We start from the raw sequence: 19572 nt of genomic DNA, 5'->3' as shown, positions 1-19572 counted from the left end.
GAGATTTCGGCATGAGCAATGTTCGCTCCACCTATACTGACAGTGTAAATTTTTACGGTAACAACACTCCTATGGAGCTTGTAAAAACATTCGGCAGTCCGCTGTATGTATATAACGAGAATGTACTGCGTACTCGTTGCCGTGAAGTTCAGGCGCTTTCTGACAATCCATCCTTTACGCCTAACTATTCTGCGAAAGCGAATACGAATATTCACCTCCTTAAGGTAGTACAGGAAGAGGGCATGGTTGTGGACGCCATGTCTCCGGGTGAGATTGTCATGAACCTTGCCGCCGGATTTACGCCGGAGCAGATTCTGTTCATCTCAAACAACGTCTCTGCTGAAGAACTCCAGTTCGCCATTGATCGTGGCGTATATGTGAGCGTCGATTCTCTCTCGCAACTGGATCTGTTCGGGCAGTTGAATCCGGGCGGCAAGGTTGTAATCCGCTTTAATCCGGGTATTGGTGCAGGTCACCATGCCAAGGTGGTAACAGGCGGTAAGCAGACCAAGTTCGGGGTTGATCCTGAATCTGCAGATACTGTGCGTGAGATTCTGGGGCGTCACAACCTTACTCTGTGCGGTGTGAACATGCATATCGGTTCGTTGTTCATGGAGCCGGATGGGTACCTTGAAGCAATGGGTGTACTGCTCTCCATTGCAAAAGAGTGGATGACTGAAGGTAACGCCATTGAAATTATCGATTTCGGTGGTGGCTTTGGTATCCCGTACCGTAAATATGACGGTGAAGAGCGTCTTGATCTCACTGAGCTTGGTAAAGCATTCCATGCTACGATTACACAGTTTGCAGAAGAGACTGGCTACACCGGTCGCTTTATGTGTGAACCGGGGCGCTACATTGCAGCAGAATGCGGTGTTCTGCTCGGCACATGTTTCAGCGTAAAGAACAACGGTGAAAAGCGCTTTGCTGGTACCGACCTTGGCTTTAACCAGCTTATGCGTCCTGCCATGTATGATTCATTCCACGACGTGGAAATTTACCGTGAAGGCGGCAGCGAAGTTACCGAAACAATGGAACAGACCATTGTCGGAAACATCTGCGAATCCGGTGACATCATGGCAAAAGACCGTCAGCTTCCTGAGATTGCAGAAGGTGATGTAATTGCCATGCTCGACGCAGGTGCATACGGATATGTAATGGCATCCCCGTACAACCAGCGTCCTCGTCCGGCAGAAGTGCTTATTCAGGAAAATGGTGAAGCACGCCTCATCCGTCGTCGTGAAACATTGAATGACCTTTTGAATATGTATCCGGAAGCGGATGCTCTCATCAGCGAGTTTGGTGAAAAGTAATTTAGCTCATGAGTTACTCTGCATGTGTGCCTGCATTGTGTCAGGCATTAGGTAAGACACACGCGGAGTGACGAAGGTACGACATTGTTGGCTGGTTTGCTGCTCTCCATTCTGCAAACCTAGCCAGCGATCTTCTCGAAGAGTGTAATTGCCTCTTCGGGAGGACACGTAAAGTCTTCAATATGTGGAATACATCCGCATACAGAATAGTTTGAAAATGTGGAGATTGCCTCCATGTTTTCCTGCAGCATCGCCTGTGGTGTACGGTGTTCCTTGTTATTCACAAACACTATCCCTGCCGGTTGAACGCCCCGGTGATGCAACGCCTCAATGGAAAGAAGCGTATGGTTGATTGTACCGAGTCCGGCTCGTGCAACGAGTATGGGCTTGATCCCGAACCGCTCGACAGCCAGTTGTACCATGTCCGCCAACATGTGTGTGCGGCTGAACGGCACCAGCAGTCCTCCTGCCGCTTCGACCACCAAGGTATTATTTTTACGCAAATATGCCAGTTTGTGTAAAAGGTCTTCCACTTCTATGCTGCTTTGTTCATCACGGGCAGCATAGAATGGAGCCTTGGGAGCGTTAAAGCAGGCTCCGGTAGCATCAGCAGCAGTTTGCTGTACTTCTGGACAATATTTAAGAACGAAGCTGGCGTCCGCGCCTGCCTCGTTCGGGCTGAGACAGCCTGTTTGCACCGGCTTCCAGTAATATGGCGAGTGCCCCGTCTTTATGAGGAAGCGCATAAGCATCAGGGAAGCAACTGTCTTACCCACATCGGTATCTGTACCGACAACGAAATATGATGGATTAGGTTCTGTCATACCACCCCCTGATACTGTTGACGAATGTGTGTACGTCCGCAGTACTGTGCAAGGCTGTCATACTTATCCGTATGACAGCTTTGTTCATTGGTACTGTCGGATATCTGGATGCAAATGCAAGCACACCGTCATCCTGCATTTTTTCCGCAAGTTTTGCGGCTTTCATCTCATCTCCGATTCCAATGGAAATAATATGTGCATCACCTTGCACGGTGAAGCCCGCGTCTTGAAGTTCTGAACGCATGAGTTCAGATATGGCAGCAAGGTGGGCACGTTGCTGTCCCATTTGCGGCAGTTTTTGGAGCAGGGCAGCAGCAGCTGCTGCATGTGCTTCAGGCATGGCTGTGGAGTATATTACCGGTGATGCAAAATTGTGGAAAAATTCTTTGAAGCCTGAGGGCATCAGTATGAATGCCCCGAACATACCCAGCGCCTTGCCGAATGTTCCAACGGCAACCTCAGTAAGGCCACGGCAGATGCCTGTACCGTTATGACCGAGGGCACCGAACGCATGGGCTTCGTCAACAATGCTGAAGAAGCTGTGCAGGTATTTAAGTTGATGGAATGTTTCTGTGTCCAGCTGGTCTCCATCCATGCTGAAAAGGGACTCAGTAAGCACTACGGCAGATTCGCTCTGTGCATCGGAGAGTTTCCTGTCCAGTTGAAAAAGATCACTGTGCGCGAAGCCTTTTAATGTACTCCCTGTCTGGGGAAGAGCCTGTACCATGCTTGCATGGATGCGTTTGTCATAAAAAATAGTCTCTGCAGGACTGCATAATCCGTTGATGGCCGCAAGATTTGCCTGATACCCGCTTGGGAAGAACATGGCCTCGTCATAACCGAAGTATGCGGCAAATTCTTGCTCCACTGCCTCGGTGAAACTGTTGTGGCCGCTCACCAGCCGTGATGAAGTTCCGGATGGAGGATGGTTGGCAAAACATTCGCTGAGTGTTTTTTGCCACTCTGTATCTTGAGCCAGCCCCAGATAGTCATTGGACGCAAAGTTGATAAGCTGCTTCCCGTTAACAAGAGCGCTGCTGCCCATATGTTTTTCAACAGTTATGGGGTCGCGATGCAGTCCGGCAGATTTCCGTATACTTATGGAGCGTTTCAGGCGTTCTGTAACCATTGGAATAACTCGCTGTAATGGGTTGCAAGGGTGCCTTGTGAAAACTGGTCACCAAATTTAGTACTGCCGAAGAGAAATGAGCCGGAAAGCTCAATTTCTCCACAGGTAAACAAAATGTCGTAGGCTGCTGTGGAGTCCGTGAGAGCAGTCTGCACAGCCTTGGTTGTTCCGCAGCCGGAAAATGTTGATACGTTGGGCAACGGCACTTGCTGGACGGAAAGCAGGAATGCATGGCGAGCAAAGCCCATGCATTTTCTAAAGTGCATGCCTCCGGTCTGTGCCATTGCTTCCAGTGCAAGATAGGCAGGTGCCTTCGTAAATTTTTTTTCAGAGGTAAGCGCATGGGAATCGTGTTGTGTAATTGAATCCATAAGGATAAAGCGCTCTACCCCGAAGTGTATGGTTGAATCGTATTGCATTTATGACCAGAGGCGCATAACCAGCGCGCTGTTTTGACCACCGAATCCAAAGTTTTCTAACAAGATATGTGAACCGGAGAATGGTTCCTCGCGTGTGACAAAGGCAATGTTTTCAGAACAGGGAGCAGTTAGGTTACGAACAGGAGGAACAATGCCTTGTGCTAGAAGAGCAAGCAGAACTCCCAACTCAACCGCACCGGATGCCGCAGCACAGTGTCCAATCCATGATTTCAGCGCGGTAACCTGTGGTGTCCGGGAAGTGTCCTCAGTATAGAAAACTCGCTCCAGCATTGCTGCTTCCATCTGGTCGTTAAGCTGTGTGGAAGTACCGTGTGCGGCAACAAGATCAATTGCTTCCGGCAGAAGAACAGCTTCTGCCAATGCAGCTTTTACAGCTTGCTCTGCATAGTGTCCTTCTGGATGTGGCGCTGTCATACTCTGCGCATCCATAGTGGCTCCATATCCACAGATTTCTGCAATAATATGTGCTCCGCGTTGCTGTGCGTGTTCTAAAGATTCCAGAACAAACATGGCACCGCCTTCTCCTGTAATAAATCCGTTCCGTTCAGCATCAAACGGGCGGCAGGCTCCTGTTGGTTCTCCCCAGTTATTCCAGAGCGCCTGAGCTTTGTTGTAGGCAAGCAGTCCGCCGTGGGAGAGTCTGGAGTCACCACCACCGGCAAGCGCCACAGTCAGGTAGCCATCCTTAATTTTTCGGAATGCTTCCCCGATTGCTTGTGTTGAAGCAGAGCATGCCGTGCCTATGGTGGAGTTTTCACCATGAATATGCAGAAACTGGCTGATGGCACTGGCTGCAGTGTTAGGAAGATATTTAAGCATCCACAGAGCAGCTAGACTGTCGTTATCCAGCTTACCGCCTTGAACGTCAGGAAAGTCTGTGCCTATGTCGAAGTTAGGACCTGTGCCGGTGAATAATCCTGCATTCTCAAAATGGCCAGTGTTAAGGCCGCAGTCTTCAACTGCTCGAATGGCAGAAGCCAGCGCAAACTGAGCTCCTCGTGCCAGATACTTTTTGTTTTTCCAGCGTCCGGTGCTTTGCGTCAGGTCAAAATCAGATATCGGGCATTCCATGCAATCGGAGAAGTGTTCAGAAGTTCTGAATGCCGGTGTGTTCTGTTGGACAGAATGCAGTATGGTTTCCGGTAGAGTTCCCAATGAGGTGACATACCCTGTGCCTGTGATAACAACCCGATTGCGCATGTAAAAATCCTAATGTCGTTTAGCATGATCGACATAGGCCACAATATCGCGCACCTGTAAGACAGGGCCTTCGTGTACTGTGCTGATCATTTCAGTAAGTCGTTCTGCGGAAAGGTGAGGGTACTTGGACATAAGGTATGTAACTGGATCAAGTCCCCGGTCTTCAGCTTCTGCCATGTGCAGGCGCAGGGATTTAATGAAGACTGTTTCGTCATGCACAGAAATGCCGCATTCTTTTGCCAACCCTACACCGTATTCCATCAGGTCGATGGATTCTGTAGGTAAGTCCCGCATAATATATGTTTCTGAAGTAACTTCTTCCGGTTCTAGTTCCAGAACCTCGGTAATTACTCGTTGTACTTTTTTAAAACTGAACATGGTGGTTCCTATTTACAGGCGGTTAATCCGCCGTCCATGGTAATGGTTGTGCTGTTTATCATCTGAGCATCATCACTCAGTAAAAAAGCAATTGAACGGGCTGCTTCTTGCGCTGTTACAGCGCGAGCCATAGGGATGCGGCCGGTTGTTTGCGGATTTTTTTCCAGAAAATCTGTACCTCTTCCACTCTGGACATATCCAAGACGCACAGAGCAGCTGGTGACGCCGCGCTTTCCGAGTTCAACCCCGAGACTTCGATACAGTGCTTCTCCTGCAAGTTTGCTTGCGCTGTAGAAACCTTGACCTGCGTTGGGAAGTGCTGCTGCTGTAGAAGAAATAAAAATGCATCGCCCAAATCGTTTGCCCAGCATCATGCGGGAAATATGCCGCAGGCAGGCAGCTCTGCCTGATATGTTTGTTTCCATATAGCTCGTGACATCAGAGGATTCTGCACCAGCAATAAATGCTTCAAAATCAGTTTGCATACAGTCGATAAGGTAGTCTGGAGAATCAATTCCATCGAGCTCGGATGCTCTATCCGTCATGGCATATTGAGCAATCTCTTTCATATCGAGCTTGAGAATGGTTGCGGCGGGAAACGCTAACGTGATGCGATTAATTCCTTGTTCAGAACAGGCTGACAGGGTCAATTCTATTCCAGCGTCAGCAAGGGTGTGCGCAATAGCCATCCCAAGATCTGAAGATGCACCGAGTATGCATGCATGAGTACCTGAAAGGTGGATGGGAATATCAGCCATTGGCGTCTCCTCTTGTCTGTATATCTAGGCGTCCGGTAACAGCTTTTCTTCCTTTGTTGAACAGAGTGCATGAAAAGCCTGATGGTGTTTGCTCAATGCTGTACTGATATGATGCAGGCGTAATAAATTCTTTGAAGCGGAATCTGTTTGCACTCAACATAGCTTCCGGCATTCGGGTGCGCAGCGCGTGTACAAAGCTGTGGATAATGAGTGTGCCCGGAATGACCGGACTGTCAGGAAAATGATCCTGAAGTGCAGCTTCGTCTGCTGGAAATGTGAATGTTCCGGTAAGGTTGAACATGATGGTTTGCCTCCAGAAGGGGACTGCGTTTATATCGCGAGGGAGACCCTTCCTTGACCGCATAAGTGGGTGAGTTGTCCTAGTGTTATTACCTCGGGCAAGGCAGTCGGGTAACTGCCCAAACCTGTCTAAACTACTCGCGGCCAAGGAGGGGCGCCCTTGCGGGGGAGAGGGGCAGTGCCCCGTCCCGAGGAGAGCTGTCGGAGACACTCCTCAGGATAAAACTTATTCAGTGACAGTGCTAATTGCCTTGGCAGTTGCATCGCAAAGAAGGTCTATTTCACTGAGAGAAATACTGAGCGGTGGCATAAGGATGATGACATCACCAAGGTTACGGATAATAACCCCGTACTTGCGTGCTTCCATACAGACCCTGTGACCGATCTTTGCTGCTGCTTCGAACGATGCTTTGCTGCCTTTGTCTTTCACAAGCTCAATGCCTGTCATGATGCCCCGAATGCGTATTTCACCGACGTGTTCAAGTTCTTGCATGGCGTTCAGTCTGTTTTGCAGGTGAGCAATCTTGGGCTGAAGCTTTTCCATGACATTGTTGTTTTCAAAGTAGTCGAGGTTAGCAATGGCGGCAGCACAGGCAAGCGGGTTGCCTGTATATGTATGGCCGTGGAAGAAAGTTTTGAACTCTTCGTGCTTCCCAAGGAACCCGTTGTAGATTTCTTCTGACGCTACTGTTGCTGCAAGCGGCAGGTAGCCTGCGCTGATGCCTTTGGCGAGGCAGATAATATCCGGTGTGATATTTTCCTGCTCGCAGGCGAACATGGTTCCGGTTTTGCCGAAGCCGACTGCAACCTCATCTGCAATAAGAAGTACATTGTGGCGCGTGCATAGCTCGCGAACGTGTGCGAGGTATCCTTCAGGATGCATAATTTGTCCTGCCGCACCCTGTACCAGAGGTTCAATAACAAACGCGGCCGCAGTGCTTCCGTGTTCGCTGAGTACATCTTCTACGTGCTGGAAACATTCATGGTCGCAGGTTGCTTTCTCTTTGCCAAATGGACAACGGTAACAGTAGGGGCTGAGAACCTTTTCACCTTGGAAGAGCATGTGCTTGTATGTGGCGTGGAATAAATCCATGCCGCCAACAGCAACAGAACCGATGGTGTCTCCGTGATAGGAATTTTGCATGGAGATAAATTTGATGCGGTTCGGGTCACCTTTTTCTGCCTGCTGCTGAAACTGGAACGCAATTTTAAGTGCTACTTCCACAGCAGTGGAACCGCTGTCAGAATAGAAAACACGTGTGAGCCCCTGTGGAAGAATATCCACAAGACGTTTTGCAAGTTCGGTTGCAGGCACATTGGCAAGCCCAAGCATGGTTGTGTGTGCAATTTTACCAAGCTGTTCCTGCACGGCGTTGTCTATTTCCGGCACACAGTGTCCGTGTACGTTTGTCCAGAGAGATGAAATTCCGTCCAGATAACGGTTCCCTTCTGTGTCTATGAGCCAGTTATCCTTACCGCTTTCTATGATGAGCTGGTCTTGCTGCACCCACTCTGCCATCTGAGTGAATGGGTGCCATACGTTGGTGCGGTCAATTGTTTGCAAATCTTGAGTTGTGCTCATGTATCTTCCTTATAAAACGCCAAGGCTGGTCAGCATGGCTATATCATCGTTTGTGCTGCGTCCGCTTGTGGTCAGGTAGTTGCCGATCATAAGACCGTTTGCGCCTGCCATAGGGATAAGAGACTGAAGCTCACCTAGTGTGTTTTCACGTCCACCTGCGATTAAAATGTCCTGCGTCGGGAGAATGAACCGGTAGACAGCAATGGCTCGGAGTGCTTCTGAGGCAGGTAAAAGTGGCTGATTTTCCAGCCGTGTTCCTTTAACTGGTGTAAGGAAGTTCATAGGGACGGAAGGAACATTGAGATCGCGCAGGGTACAGGCCAGCTCAACTCGCTGGTTGCGGTTTTCGCCAAGTCCTAATATGCCGCCAGAGCAGACGCGAAAACCGGCATCAAGGGCAATTTGTACGGATGCAATATCTTCATCGTATTCATGTGTGCTGCAAATAGCAGAAAAGTGGGAACGTGCTGTTTCAAGATTGTGATGGTAGCTTGAAAATCCTGCCTGCCGTAAACGGAGCGCCATGTCCGGAGAAAGCTGACCAAGGGAGCCGCATACGTTAAGGCTGGTTTGTGTTGTGATGGCAAGTGCTGCTTCGCATACGGTATCCAACTCTTTGTCGGAAAGAGCCATTCCACTGGTAACTATGCCGTACCGGTTTGCTCCGGCTGCTTCCAGCTCCTTTGCGCGGGTAAGCAGGGTGTGTGGCTCTATAAGCGGATAAATAGGTGCGCCTGTGTCATGATATTTTGACTGTGCACAGAACGAACAGTTTTCGCTGCACTTGCCGGATTTTGCGTTTACAATACCGCAGGTGAACGATGGATTTGTGGTCACTGCGGAACGGATACGGCGTGCACCTGCAAGCAGATCGAGTGTTGCGCTGTCTGGAAGATTGATAAGCATTTCGGCATCAGCACGGCTGATACCTTTTCCAGACTGGACAACCTCTTCACACAGGGCGTACACAGATAAAGCGGTGGTAGTCATACTCTTTCTCGAAAAAACAGACAGCGCCGGAGATATTTTAGTAGAAGAAAACTCTGCCAGTGTGTGACGCTGGTTATATTTTGTTTTTGCCTGCGACGGTAACGGGTCACAGTGCAGAATTTGATTGTTGTTCAGGCTGAATTATCTGAGAGCGGCACTATTGTCAACTTTACGCCTTTCTGAAAGGTTTACAATTAGAGGTAGCGATGGCGTTACGGGGCGATGCGGTTCGGACAAAAATTTTGGAACTGCTGCAAAAAAATACAGATAGATATACTTCTGGCGAAGATGTAAGCCAGTTGTTTTCAATTTCCCGTGCGGCGGTATCAAAGCACGTAAGTGTGTTGCGTGGACAAGGGCATGAGATTGAAGCGGTAACTCGTAAAGGCTACCGGCTGGTGCGTAAAGCAGAAAAAATGACGCAGGATGTGGTGCGGCAGGGGCTTACCACAACAGTGTTCGGGCAGCATGACATTCACTATTTACCGAGTGTCGGGTCTACAAACCTTGAGGCAATGAAGCTTGCTCTTGGTGATGCTCCTGAAGGAACTGTGGTCGTTGCTGATGAGCAGACGGGCGGACGCGGGCGGCAGGGGCGAACATGGCATTCTCCTTCTGGGTGCGGCCTGTACGTTTCCGTTGTGCTGCGACCGGATATTGCTCCTAACGAGGCACCGCTCATCACTCTGCTTACGAATGTTGCGGCGGCAGAAGCTGTTCAGGATCTGACGGATATCATTCCTGTCTGCAAATGGCCTAATGATGTTTTGATAGACGGGTGTAAGGTTGCCGGAAACCTGACTGAGGTTTTTCTTTCGGGAGACAGTGTAGGGCACGTTATTTCAGGCGCGGGAATCAATGTTGCTCCGTTGCCGGAAAAACTGGTGCCGGAACTACGCACGGTTCCGTGCTCGCTTGAAGAGGCAGCGGGGAAACATATTTCCCGTGTTGAACTGCTGCAGGCGTTTTTGACCCGCTATGAGCACTGGTACCTGCTCGTGACAAAGCAAGGCTTTGCACCGTTGCTTTCCCGTTGGAAAGAACTGACAGATGTAGTGGGCAAAGAACTCACTGTGCAAGTTCGGGGAGAAACTTTTTCTGGAACAGTAGTGGATGTATCCACTGACGGTATGCTTGTTTTGCAGGACGAGAACGGCATTGAGCACTCCCTCTTTTCCGGAGATATCCTGTAACCATCAAGAAAGATATAATATTTCAACATACGTTCAGCGGCGCTAACAGCGTCGCTTTCCTGTCTGTGAAGAAGTATTTGTCGCTTCAGGGCTGTACTTTTTTTGCATCCGTATTACTCTTGCTACTTCAACACTTTCATCCTGGTATACTTTCATGAGCAACACAGAACAGATAGCTGACCCTACATCGTACAGAGCCATTTGGAACCTCGCCTGGCCGCAGGTTCTCATGATGATGTTTCACTTTTTAATAGGCTTTGTTGATGTCTGGGTAGCCGGACAGATCGATTCGAATGTTCAGGCTGCTCTTGGGATGATCTCTCAGACCTTCCTGTTTTTTCTGGTTATTGCCATTGCTATTGGTAACGGGTGTGTGGCTGCAATAAGCCAATCCATAGGTGCCGGTCTGCATAAAAGGGCGGCTCGGTATATCGGATTGGTGGTGTTACTGGGGCTTGTCTGCGGGGTCGGTATTTCCGGTCTGGGGCTGAGTTTCAGACATATTTTCTTAGGAATCTTACAGACACCGGACGACATTTACCCGATCGCACAGTACTTTTTGCAAATCTATTTGGTGCTGCTGCCGGTGTACTATGTCTTTGTCATTACCAATGCTGTATTTCGTGCAAAGATGATGGTGTTCATTCCCATGCGCGCCATTGCCATTGTGGCACTTGTAAATACAATAGCAGATTTGGGATTCGGACTTGGCTGGTTCGGATTCCCGGAATTTGGCTACAAAGGGGTGGCATGGGCTACCTTGCTTTCCATCAGTGGTGGGGCCATTTACAATTTTATTGTGCTCACAGGCAGGGGAATCCTTGTTCGCGACTCGTTTGCTCCGTGGCGCTGGGCACGTCGTGCGCTGCCCTACCTCATCAAGGTAGCGGCACCAGCTGGCGGGACTCAGGCGTTATGGCACACCGGATACATTGTGCTGTTTGCCATTGTGGCCTCCTTGCCGTTTGATGCTGTTGATGCGCTGGCAGGGCTTGCTGCGGGCATGCGTATTGAGTCGCTATTATTCCTGCCTGCCTTTGCCTTTAATATGACAGCCAGTATTCTTATCGGGCATTTTCTTGGTGCCGGTAACAAGGTGGAAGCCAAGCGCGTAGGCTTACGTATTCTGGGTACGGCCTGCGGGCTTATGTCTGTAGTGGCCGTCGTGTTTTGGCCGTTTATTGAGCCTATGGCTAAATTTCTTGCACCTGAGCCGGATGTAACGGTTCAGGCTGCCGTGTATTTGAAGTATAATATCATTTCAATTCCGTTTACCGTTGCCAGTATGACCCTTGGGGGGATCATGACTGGTGCGGGAGCAACCATATACAATTTTTGGATTTACAGCAGTGCGTCATGGCTGGTTCGTTTACCCGTGGCATATGTTCTCGGGCATCTTATTTTGAAGGATGCTGAAGGGGTCTATATTGCCATGCTTGTTTCACAGGTGTTCCAGTCTACCATTATGTTTTATATATTCATGTGTCGCGATTGGTATCGCTTCAGCATGATTAAACGCAAAAACTCGACCGCTCCGGCTGCGTAGGAGTCTTTGATGAAAGAACTTGTTTTTGAACCGATTTCGCTAGAACGAAAAGATGAATACATGGAGCGCCTTGCGCTGAGTAAAACAAAGTCATCAGATTTCAGTTTTACCAATATATGGGGGTGGGCTGATGAGTACAGTCTTGAGTGGGCATGGACGCCCAATTTAGTCTGGATTCGCCAGTCATCAACTGCGGGTTCTGAGATTCCTGTTGTCCGTTACTGGGCACCTGTTGGGAATTGGGACAACGTGGACTGGGCAAACTGCCCGTACATGAAACAGGCGCGCACCTTCCACCGTGTTCCTGAACGATTGCTTGAAATTTGGAACGAGAAATTGGAAGGACGTGTTTCTGCCACAGAAGATCGCGGGCAGTGGGATTACATCTATGATGTACAGGAACTGGCTGACCTGAAGGGTAAGAAGTTTCATAAGAAAAAGAATCTCGTTAACCAGTTCAAGAAAAACTACACATACTCCTATGAGCCTATGACTGCCGATTGCGTGGAAGCTGTGCTTGAAATGCAGGAAGAGTGGTGCATGTGGCGCGAGTGTGAGGATTCCCAGTCATTGCTTGCCGAAAACGATGCAATCCGCCGCGTACTTGAGCAGTGGGACGAAATTCCGTCCCTTATCGGCGGTTCCATTCAGGTTGACGGAAAGGTTATTGCCTACACCGTAGCTGAAGCCATTAACGGCGATACTGTGGTTATCCATTTTGAAAAAGGAAAAACTGATTACAAAGGCATCTATCAGGCAATCAACAACTTTTTCCTGAATGATGAAGGTGGTCGTTTCGTCCACGTAAACCGTGAGCAGGATTTGGATGATGAGGGTTTGCGTAAAGCTAAAATGAGCTACAATCCAGTTGATTTTGTAAAGAAATTTGTTGTTGAGCTGGCGGAAGAACAATAAGCTGCGCCTGTGATTGGGCTGACAGTGTGTTCAGAACCGTAGAGTAGAATGAACGTCAAATTCGGGCTGCAGGTGATTGTACGTTCGGGTTTGACGTTTTTTTATGCAAAGGGAAAGTTGCCGGTGGCATTGTCTGTGTTTGACACCGTTTTTTAACGGCGATAGAAGTGCCACACATCATATACAGACCTGTGAGGAATAGAATGACTCTTAAAGAAAAAGTTGAAGCAGCGTTGGATAAAGTGCGCCCGTACCTGCAGAATGACGGCGGCGACGTTGAACTGGTGGATATTTCTGAGCGCGGCATTGTTACTGTACGCCTTACCGGCGCTTGCAAGGGCTGCCCTATGTCCCAGATGACCCTGCGTAATACTGTAGAGCGTTTTGTTCTGAAAGCAGTGCCTGAAGTGAAAGCTGTAGAACCGGCTGAAGATTAAGATAGTTGATCATATACCTGTGATGCATGTGCAGCGTATTTGTCTTCACGTGTGTCCGGTTTTTTATATTTTGTAGGAGATTGTCACATGGCAAAAGTAGTCACTCGTTTTGCTCCGTCCCCGACAGGACATTTACACATCGGCGGTGCGCGTACCGCTATTTTCAGCTGGTTGCTTGCTCGTCATCACGGCGGTGAGTTTGTTCTGCGTATCGAAGATACAGACAGAGAACGTTCTGAACAGCAGTACACCGACGCAATTCTTGCTTCTATGGAATGGCTTGGTCTTAGCTGGGATGCAGAGCCTGTGTACCAGAGCCAGCGTGATGACCTGTACAACAAGTACATTGACCAGCTGCTTGCAGAAGGCAAAGCGTACTACTGTGACTGTACAGCAGAAGAAGTAGAAGCAATGCGCGAAGAAGCCCGTGCGCTGGGAAAAAAGCCTAAGTACAACGGCAAATGTCGTGAAATGGGGCTGAAAAAAGCAGATGGCCGTGTTGTTCGCTTCAAGGCACCGCTGACCGGCCGTACCGTCTGGAAAGACCTTGTGAAAGGCAGCATTGCTTTTGACAATGAAGAACTTGATGACATGATTATCCGTCGCAGCGACGGTTCTCCTACCTACAACCTTGCTGTAGTTGTGGATGACCATTCTCAGGAGATTTCTCACGTTCTGCGCGGTGATGACCACGTTAACAATACTCCTAAGCAGATCATGGTCTACGAAGCCCTTGGCTGGGAAGTGCCTCAGTTCGGTCATGTTCCGATGATTCTCGGTTCTGACCGTAAAAAACTTTCCAAACGTCATGGTGCTAAGTCCGTTATGGAATACGAGAAAATGGGTCTGCTCCCGCAGGCGCTGGTAAACTATCTCGTACGCCTTGGCTGGTCTTACGGTGATCAGGAAATTTTTGCGCTGGACGAACTCATCGAAAAGTTCTCTACAGACAACCTTTCTTCTTCAGCTGCCGGCTTTGATCCTGATAAACTTCTCTGGCTCAACGCACAGTACATGAAAGAAACTCCTGATGCTGAACTTGCTGCACTTGTTGCACCGTTCGCAAAGGAAGCTGGCTTTGAAGTTTCCGCCGAAGAGTTAACCGCTATGGTTCCTCTTGTTAAGGATCGTGCAAAAGATCTTATCGGTCTTGTAGACGCAATGCGCTTCATGCTTCTTGCTGATTCTGAGTATGAATTTGAAGAAAAAGCAGTAGCAAAAGCCCTGACCGAGGAAGGCAAAGAGCATCTTGCTAATCTCCGTGAGCAGTTTGCTGCGCTCGAAGCATTTACCAAAGATACTACCCACGAAGTTATGGGTAACTACGTTTCTGACAACGGCCTTAAGTTTAAAGCTGTAGGCCCTCCACTGCGTGTGGCACTTGTTGGTGCTATGGGTGGTCCTAACCTTCCTGACGTGATGGAAATCATCGGTAAAGAGCGCACTCTTGCTCGTATCGATCGCGCTCTTGAGCAGTAATCGCTTGGTATTTCGTTATACAGAAGCCGCTACATTGGTAGCGGCTTTTTTTTTGCCAAAGTAAAAAACGCACAGTTCGGCTGTTCTGCTATGGGGGCAGAAAACACTTCAGAATAGGTCGTATCATTTTTTATTTTACGCAGTATTCACTTTTGAATGGATGCCTATTCATCTTTGAATAGGCTCGAATGTGCCGTTAAAACAGGATTTCTTTTTGTTGTGTTTTGAAAATTATTCAAAAGTGAATAGGCTGTAAAATAAACTTACACATAATATCAATAAAATTTAAATAGTTATGATTTGGCATGCTGCTTGCCCTTATAGGAGGAATACCCTGCCCTTGTCCGGCAATATATTTTGATACGTTATCGCCATATATTGTGGTGGATGTTGAATGTAGTTTGATTTTTGCCCGTTTGTTTTGCTGAGACTGTCCCATGGGCAGGGCAATCTCAGGAGGAAAGTGTGAGTAAGCCAATTAATTCTTTAGAATCTCCTCGGTTTTGCGGGGTGCGTACGTTTATGCGTTTGCCTAATGTTGCGACCGCAGAAGGTGTGGATTTTGCGATTCTTGGTGTCCCGTTTGATACTGCAACATCGTATAAACCGGGGTGCCGTTTTGGACCGGAATCTATTCGAGCAGCGTCCAGTATTCTGAAAAACTATAATGAAGTGTTAGATGTAGATATTTTTGAAGAGTGTACCGGTGTGGATTGTGGAGATATAGACATTGTTCCCGGATACTTGGAGGAGAGCTTTGAAAAAATAGAAGAGGGGGTTAGTAACGTCATACAGGAAGGCGCTGTTCCTGTGATCATGGGCGGAGACCACTCTATTACACTGCCGGAACTGCGTGCTGTGGCAAAAAAACATGGTCCGGTTGCTCTTATCCATTTTGATGCACATTCTGATACCGGTAATGACTATTTTGGTAAGCCATACAACCATGGAACAACTTTCCACTGGGCTATCAAAGAAGGTCTGTTCAAACCGGAAGAGTCCTCACAGGTGGGCATTCGTGGGCCCCTCTATAGCCGTGATGGATTAAAATTTGCGCGAGAAAGCGGGATGGACGTCATCACAGGATGGGAACTGCATCACATTGGCGTTGAAGCTGCTGTAGAACGCATCCGTAGGCGTATTACTCCGAATACACCAGTTTTTGTTACCTTTGATATTGATTTTCTCGATGCGGCATACGCTCCGGGAACCGGAACGCCAGAGATTGGTGGCTTTACAACACATGAAGCACTCAAGCTGATGCTTGAATCCTGCCAGGGACTAAACCTTGTCGGGATGGATCTTGTGGAAGTTCTGCCGGAATCTGACACTGCAGACATTACATCCTTTGCTGCAGCCGGAATTATGCATGCATTCTTATCATGTCTTGCTTACAACAAACGACACACTGGAACGGAGTAGCATATGTCTATCGATCTGCTGATTATCGTCGCGTATTTTTTCGTAATGATCGGGTGTGGGATTGCAGGAATTTTCTTTGCCAAAAATAATGAAGACTTTCTTGTTGCAGGACGAAACTTGAAATTCTGGATGTATTTCCCGTGTCTTGCCAGTGTTATCTTAGGTGGCGGGGCGACCTTCGGCTCTGTAAAACTCGCGTATCAGTTCGGTTTTTCAGGGGCATGGGTTGTACTTATGTACGGTTTAGGCGTGATGAGCATGGGTGTGCTGCTTTCAAGTAAAATGGCTAACCTGCGTGTTATCAGCCTGAGTGAAATGCTGGAAGTGCGTTACGCCGCCAGTGCCCGTTATATCAGTGCTATTATCTCATGTATCTACACGGCAATGATCGCGGTAGTACAGGTTATCGCCATCGGCACCGTTCTCCATGCCTTTTTCGGCTGGGATATGGTCACATCAATGGTTGCTGGTGGCGCTGTGTCATTGCTGTATACATTACTCGGCGGTATGTGGTCTGTAACCATCACGGATGTTATTCAGTTTGTGCTGATGATGGTCGGTGTATTTGGCTTTCTTGTACCACTTTCCATTGAAAAAGCAGGCGGAATTGATGCGTTGTTTAACGCAGTGCCTCCTTCCTACTTTGATCCTTTTGCTATTGGCTGGGATCAGCTTCTTATGTATTTCCTGCTGATGTATCTTGGCATCATGATTGGTCAAGATATTTGGCAGCGTGTATTTACAGCGAAAAGCGGCAAGGTTGCAACTCGCGGTACTGTGACTGCTGGCTTCTTTTCTGTTCTCTGGGGCTGTGCAATGGCAATCTGCGGTATGGCAGCGTTTGTGCTTCTCCCTGACCTTGATCAGCCGCAGAAAGCACTTGGCCAGCTGGTTGTAACAGTTATGCCTAGCGGCCTGCTTGGTATGGTTGTCGCCGGTCTGCTCTCAACACTGATGTCCACCGTGAGCGGCACTATTCTCGCTTCTTCGACTCTTATTATTAATGATCTTGTCAAGCCGTTCCGCAGCGATATGGATACGAAACAGGAGATGTTTCTTTCCCGTCTGATCACCCTTGTTGTAGGGATTGTCGTTCTCTTCCTCGCAGTTGTTATCGGTGACGTTATGCACGCTCTTGATATCGCGTACGCACTGCTTTCCGGTTGTATCTTTGTCCCGGTTGTTGCCGGATTCTTCTGGCGTAAAGCAACAGCGCAGGGTGCTGTGTACTCCATTCTTGTCAGTGGTGTTATCACGACTGTATGCATCATGACGTATGGAGCTTTTTCTGCGTACACCATTATTTACGGCATCGTAAGCAGCGCGGTAGTTCTGGTGGTGGTAAGCTTGATGACCGGTCCGCCGAATCCTGCCAAGCTTGCCGCATGGGAAGCACGTCTTGCTGCTTCTGAGCAGTATGATGCTGATACCATGACTGATGAGGAGCGTCGTGCACAGACACAGACAGCGACTTTGCACTAGGCGGTTCTGTAATTATTGTTAGTACTACAACAAAAGCTCGGAGAGGTTCTCTTCGGGCTTTTTTAGCGTAGTGCGGTTTGCCTGAGTTTCGTGCTTTTGCTAGGGTCAGGGGCATTATTTTATCCATAAGGAAGTTTGGATAGAACGTTTACGGCAGTGTGTTGTTGTTTGGCAGAATGACTCCCGCTGCACTCAACCTTTTTGCTAGGACTTGTGTATGCGCAACTACACTCCCTATGAAAACCGGTCACAAGATTTTTTTGCAGATTCTGCGCCCGCACATGCTGATTTTCCAGACGTGCATGATCTTTATTCAGTAATTGAATCCATGCACGATAATGTTGTTATCGTGAATAAAATGGGTGTGACTATCTGGGTAAGCAGCTGCTTTGAACGTACCTATGGGATACCTAAAGATTCTATCATTGGACGAACTACCTATGACATGGAGGCGGAGGGTTTCTTCAGTCCTTCTGTTGCCTCTCTTGTTTTACAGAGCAAGCAGACTGTAACAATTGTAGAAGATAACCAGCTTGGTGGTCGTAATATTGTTACTGGTGTGCCTATTTATGACAAAGCGGGCGATGTGGAGTGGGTTATCAGCTACACCGTTGATTCACGGTATTTTTTAAAACTCAATAATGAGTACGAAAAGTTAAATGAAGCACTGGATGGCAGCCAGTTAGTGATAAGCCCCGATCCTTCTTCGTGGGGAGTTGTGGCCATCAGCCCTGCGATGCAGCGGGTGCTGGAGTACGTCTCCAAAGTTACGCTGGTGGATACAAACGTTCTTATTACCGGAGAGTCCGGAGTGGGAAAGAATGTCATATCTCGCCTTATTCATAAGCAGAGTGACCGGTCTGACGGACCGCTTATGGAGATTAACTGCGCTGGAATTCCAGCAAATTTACTTGAATCGGAACTCTTTGGATATGAAGCTGGTGCGTTCACCGGAGCTTGCAGGCAAGGCAAGGTTGGACGCATAGAACTTGCGAATGGTGGAACACTTGTTCTGGATGAAATTGGCGAACTGCCCTTGGAGCTACAAGCAAAATTACTGCAGGTCATTCAAGAGAAAAAGCTGACGAAACTTGGCGGAACCCGTGCTATTAATGTGGACTTTCGATTGATTGCTGCGACTAATCAGAATTTACGGTCACTTGTGGATAAAAAGCGATTTCGTAGCGATCTGTTTTTCCGTCTGAATGTATTGCATCTCAACATCCCTCCATTGCGTGATCGCACAGAAGATATTTTACCTTTGGCAAACAACGTGCTGGAAGAATCCAATGGTAAATATTCCACTAATAAATATTTTTCACCCGAGGTCATAGATGCCTTACAGATGTATTCGTGGCCGGGTAATGTCCGTGAGTTGCGAAATGTAGTGGAACGCCTCGTCATTATTTCTGAACAGTTAATAATAACAGAAGACGATTTGCCGTCACATATTCAGGACGGTGCTTTTTTGGAGCGTGAGAACAAGTTGCCGCTAAAAAATGCACTGTATGAACTGGAAAAGAAACTCGTTGCGCGGGCATACAAGAAACATAAGACAACCGTCGCCACAGCTAAAGCACTCGGAATAAGTCAGCCGAGTGCAGCACGTAAGATTAGTAAATTTTGTAAATAAGCAGGCTTGCGTCTGGAATGGACGGGTTACAAATGCGTTTCATTCCAGCGTCATCTATGTCTAATATATCGAAAAAAAGACGAAAAAAAGGGTGATTCCACGTATCAGTAGAATCACCCTTTGATTTGCTTAAGAGTGCCATAGTGTTGCAACATAGTTTGGAATGGCGGCGGATATCGTGTCCGCGTTACAACCCTTTGTTGCGTGACGTATTACTGTGCTGGCAAATCGTCTTTGGTATACATGCGCCATGTTGTTGAACCGTCGCTGTCGGATTCCGGTTCAATGCGCAGTACAGGCTCACCCTTCCAATAATATATCATGGATTCGTCAGAGAACACATCACATGTCATGTTTTCTGCGATTTCATGCGGTTCTAGCTTGCTTACTTCAATTCCGAGTTCACTTAATTGTTCGCGGAGCAGCTCTTCTACACGTGCTGCAACGCCTTGAGACATCTTACTCATAGAGTTCTCCTCATTATGGTGGAGAGACTATAGCCTTGATTGAAACAGTTCGCAATTGTGTAAAGGGGTTGCAACGCTGATGAG

19 protein-coding genes are annotated in these 19572 nt (G+C 48.1%); 9 read left to right on the top strand and 10 right to left on the bottom strand.

Annotated features, from left to right (window positions below):
- Window positions 1-11 precede the first annotated feature (11 nt).
- Window positions 12-1313, top strand: coding sequence for a diaminopimelate decarboxylase (gene lysA, locus SP90_RS12535; protein ID WP_066856783.1), 1302 nt, complete (start codon window positions 12-14; stop codon window positions 1311-1313).
- Window positions 1314-1432: 119 nt separating this feature from the next.
- On the opposite strand, the gene bioD is transcribed toward lysA, so the two are convergent.
- From bioD to bioB, 9 genes are all read right to left on the bottom strand, one after another.
- The gene (gene bioD, locus SP90_RS12530; protein ID WP_066856781.1) at window positions 1433-2137 is read right to left on the bottom strand and encodes a dethiobiotin synthase; all 705 of its coding nucleotides are present in this window, start codon (window positions 2135-2137) and stop codon (window positions 1433-1435) included.
- Window positions 2124-3266 (bottom strand): aminotransferase class I/II-fold pyridoxal phosphate-dependent enzyme, encoded by a 1143-nt coding sequence (locus tag SP90_RS12525; RefSeq protein WP_066856779.1) that lies wholly within the window; start codon window positions 3264-3266, stop codon window positions 2124-2126. Before SP90_RS12525 ends, bioD begins: the two co-directional genes overlap by 14 nt.
- Entirely contained in the window at window positions 3248-3637 is a 390-nt protein-coding gene (locus tag SP90_RS12520) for a hypothetical protein (RefSeq protein WP_157471292.1), read from the bottom strand. Before SP90_RS12520 ends, SP90_RS12525 begins: the two co-directional genes overlap by 19 nt.
- A gap of 48 nt (window positions 3638-3685) precedes the next feature.
- Window positions 3686-4906, bottom strand: a complete 1221-nt coding sequence (locus tag SP90_RS12515; RefSeq protein WP_066856775.1) for a beta-ketoacyl-[acyl-carrier-protein] synthase family protein — start codon at window positions 4904-4906, stop codon at window positions 3686-3688.
- Between the two features lie 9 nt (window positions 4907-4915).
- Window positions 4916-5284 (bottom strand): hypothetical protein, encoded by a 369-nt coding sequence (locus SP90_RS12510; protein ID WP_066856774.1) that lies wholly within the window; start codon window positions 5282-5284, stop codon window positions 4916-4918.
- An 8-nt stretch (window positions 5285-5292) separates the two neighbouring features.
- A complete protein-coding gene (locus SP90_RS12505; protein WP_066856772.1) occupies window positions 5293-6042 on the bottom strand; it encodes an SDR family NAD(P)-dependent oxidoreductase in 750 nt (249 codons plus the stop codon).
- Window positions 6035-6343, bottom strand: coding sequence for a hotdog family protein (locus SP90_RS12500; RefSeq protein WP_066856770.1), 309 nt, complete (start codon window positions 6341-6343; stop codon window positions 6035-6037). The genes SP90_RS12505 and SP90_RS12500 overlap by 8 nt, the downstream gene beginning before the upstream one ends.
- 225 nt (window positions 6344-6568) lie before the next feature.
- Complete coding sequence (gene bioA / locus SP90_RS12495; RefSeq protein WP_066856768.1) at window positions 6569-7924, bottom strand: adenosylmethionine--8-amino-7-oxononanoate transaminase; 1356 nt, start codon at window positions 7922-7924, stop codon at window positions 6569-6571.
- A gap of 9 nt (window positions 7925-7933) precedes the next feature.
- Window positions 7934-8914, bottom strand: coding sequence for a biotin synthase BioB (gene bioB, locus SP90_RS12490; RefSeq protein ID WP_082936436.1), 981 nt, complete (start codon window positions 8912-8914; stop codon window positions 7934-7936).
- Window positions 8915-9120: 206 nt separating this feature from the next.
- Between bioB and SP90_RS12485 the strand changes: the two genes are divergently transcribed.
- The 8 genes from SP90_RS12485 (at window position 9121) to SP90_RS12450 (ending at window position 19021) form a co-directional block, all read left to right on the top strand.
- Window positions 9121-10107, top strand: a complete 987-nt coding sequence (locus tag SP90_RS12485; RefSeq protein ID WP_066856765.1) for a biotin--[acetyl-CoA-carboxylase] ligase — start codon at window positions 9121-9123, stop codon at window positions 10105-10107.
- 154 nt (window positions 10108-10261) lie between these two features.
- The gene (locus SP90_RS12480; RefSeq protein WP_066856762.1) at window positions 10262-11653 is read left to right on the top strand and encodes an MATE family efflux transporter; all 1392 of its coding nucleotides are present in this window, start codon (window positions 10262-10264) and stop codon (window positions 11651-11653) included.
- 9 nt (window positions 11654-11662) lie between these two features.
- A complete protein-coding gene (locus SP90_RS12475) occupies window positions 11663-12568 on the top strand; it encodes a DUF2156 domain-containing protein (RefSeq protein ID WP_066856759.1) in 906 nt (301 codons plus the stop codon).
- A gap of 203 nt (window positions 12569-12771) precedes the next feature.
- Window positions 12772-13005 carry a NifU family protein gene (locus SP90_RS12470; protein WP_066856756.1) on the top strand — a complete coding sequence of 78 codons (234 nt, stop codon included), beginning with the start codon at window positions 12772-12774 and terminating at the stop codon, window positions 13003-13005.
- An 87-nt stretch (window positions 13006-13092) separates the two neighbouring features.
- Window positions 13093-14484 carry a glutamate--tRNA ligase gene (gltX, locus tag SP90_RS12465; RefSeq protein WP_066856753.1) on the top strand — a complete coding sequence of 464 codons (1392 nt, stop codon included), beginning with the start codon at window positions 13093-13095 and terminating at the stop codon, window positions 14482-14484.
- A gap of 465 nt (window positions 14485-14949) precedes the next feature.
- Window positions 14950-15906: an agmatinase gene (gene speB / locus SP90_RS12460; RefSeq protein ID WP_157471290.1), complete on the top strand. Its 957-nt coding sequence runs from the start codon at window positions 14950-14952 to the stop codon at window positions 15904-15906.
- A gap of 3 nt (window positions 15907-15909) precedes the next feature.
- The gene (locus tag SP90_RS12455) at window positions 15910-17388 is read left to right on the top strand and encodes a sodium:solute symporter (protein ID WP_066856750.1); all 1479 of its coding nucleotides are present in this window, start codon (window positions 15910-15912) and stop codon (window positions 17386-17388) included.
- Between the two features lie 217 nt (window positions 17389-17605).
- A complete protein-coding gene (locus SP90_RS12450) occupies window positions 17606-19021 on the top strand; it encodes a sigma-54 interaction domain-containing protein (protein ID WP_082936435.1) in 1416 nt (471 codons plus the stop codon).
- Window positions 19022-19233: 212 nt separating this feature from the next.
- Here the strand turns inward: SP90_RS12450 and SP90_RS12445 are convergent, their stop codons facing one another.
- On the bottom strand, window positions 19234-19488 hold the full coding sequence (locus SP90_RS12445; RefSeq protein WP_066856747.1) for a hypothetical protein: 255 nt from the start codon (window positions 19486-19488) through the stop codon (window positions 19234-19236).
- Window positions 19489-19572 lie beyond the last annotated feature (84 nt).

This window comes from Halodesulfovibrio spirochaetisodalis, assembly GCF_001672295.1.
GTDB classification, from domain to species: Bacteria; Desulfobacterota; Desulfovibrionia; order Desulfovibrionales; family Desulfovibrionaceae; genus Halodesulfovibrio; species Halodesulfovibrio spirochaetisodalis.
This window is presented reverse-complemented; position numbering and strand designations above follow the sequence as displayed.

Bases quoted from the DNA above. Each gene is read 5' to 3' on its own strand.
- lysA (WP_066856783.1), top strand. From the start codon at position 12: ATGAGCAATGTTCGCTCCACCTATACTGACAGTGTAAATTTTTACGGT.
- bioD (WP_066856781.1), bottom strand. From the start codon at position 2,137: ATGACAGAACCTAATCCATCATATTTCGTTGTCGGTACAGATACCGAT.
- SP90_RS12525 (WP_066856779.1), bottom strand. From the start codon at position 3,266: ATGGTTACAGAACGCCTGAAACGCTCCATAAGTATACGGAAATCTGCC.
- SP90_RS12520 (WP_157471292.1), bottom strand. From the start codon at position 3,637: ATGGATTCAATTACACAACACGATTCCCATGCGCTTACCTCTGAAAAA.
- SP90_RS12515 (WP_066856775.1), bottom strand. From the start codon at position 4,906: ATGCGCAATCGGGTTGTTATCACAGGCACAGGGTATGTCACCTCATTG.
- SP90_RS12510 (WP_066856774.1), bottom strand. From the start codon at position 5,284: ATGTTCAGTTTTAAAAAAGTACAACGAGTAATTACCGAGGTTCTGGAA.
- SP90_RS12505 (WP_066856772.1), bottom strand. From the start codon at position 6,042: ATGGCTGATATTCCCATCCACCTTTCAGGTACTCATGCATGCATACTC.
- SP90_RS12500 (WP_066856770.1), bottom strand. From the start codon at position 6,343: ATGTTCAACCTTACCGGAACATTCACATTTCCAGCAGACGAAGCTGCA.
- bioA (WP_066856768.1), bottom strand. From the start codon at position 7,924: ATGAGCACAACTCAAGATTTGCAAACAATTGACCGCACCAACGTATGG.
- bioB (WP_082936436.1), bottom strand. From the start codon at position 8,914: ATGACTACCACCGCTTTATCTGTGTACGCCCTGTGTGAAGAGGTTGTC.
- SP90_RS12485 (WP_066856765.1), top strand. From the start codon at position 9,121: ATGGCGTTACGGGGCGATGCGGTTCGGACAAAAATTTTGGAACTGCTG.
- SP90_RS12480 (WP_066856762.1), top strand. From the start codon at position 10,262: ATGAGCAACACAGAACAGATAGCTGACCCTACATCGTACAGAGCCATT.
- SP90_RS12475 (WP_066856759.1), top strand. From the start codon at position 11,663: ATGAAAGAACTTGTTTTTGAACCGATTTCGCTAGAACGAAAAGATGAA.
- SP90_RS12470 (WP_066856756.1), top strand. From the start codon at position 12,772: ATGACTCTTAAAGAAAAAGTTGAAGCAGCGTTGGATAAAGTGCGCCCG.
- gltX (WP_066856753.1), top strand. From the start codon at position 13,093: ATGGCAAAAGTAGTCACTCGTTTTGCTCCGTCCCCGACAGGACATTTA.
- SP90_RS12455 (WP_066856750.1), top strand. From the start codon at position 15,910: ATGTCTATCGATCTGCTGATTATCGTCGCGTATTTTTTCGTAATGATC.
- SP90_RS12450 (WP_082936435.1), top strand. From the start codon at position 17,606: ATGCGCAACTACACTCCCTATGAAAACCGGTCACAAGATTTTTTTGCA.
- SP90_RS12445 (WP_066856747.1), bottom strand. From the start codon at position 19,488: ATGAGTAAGATGTCTCAAGGCGTTGCAGCACGTGTAGAAGAGCTGCTC.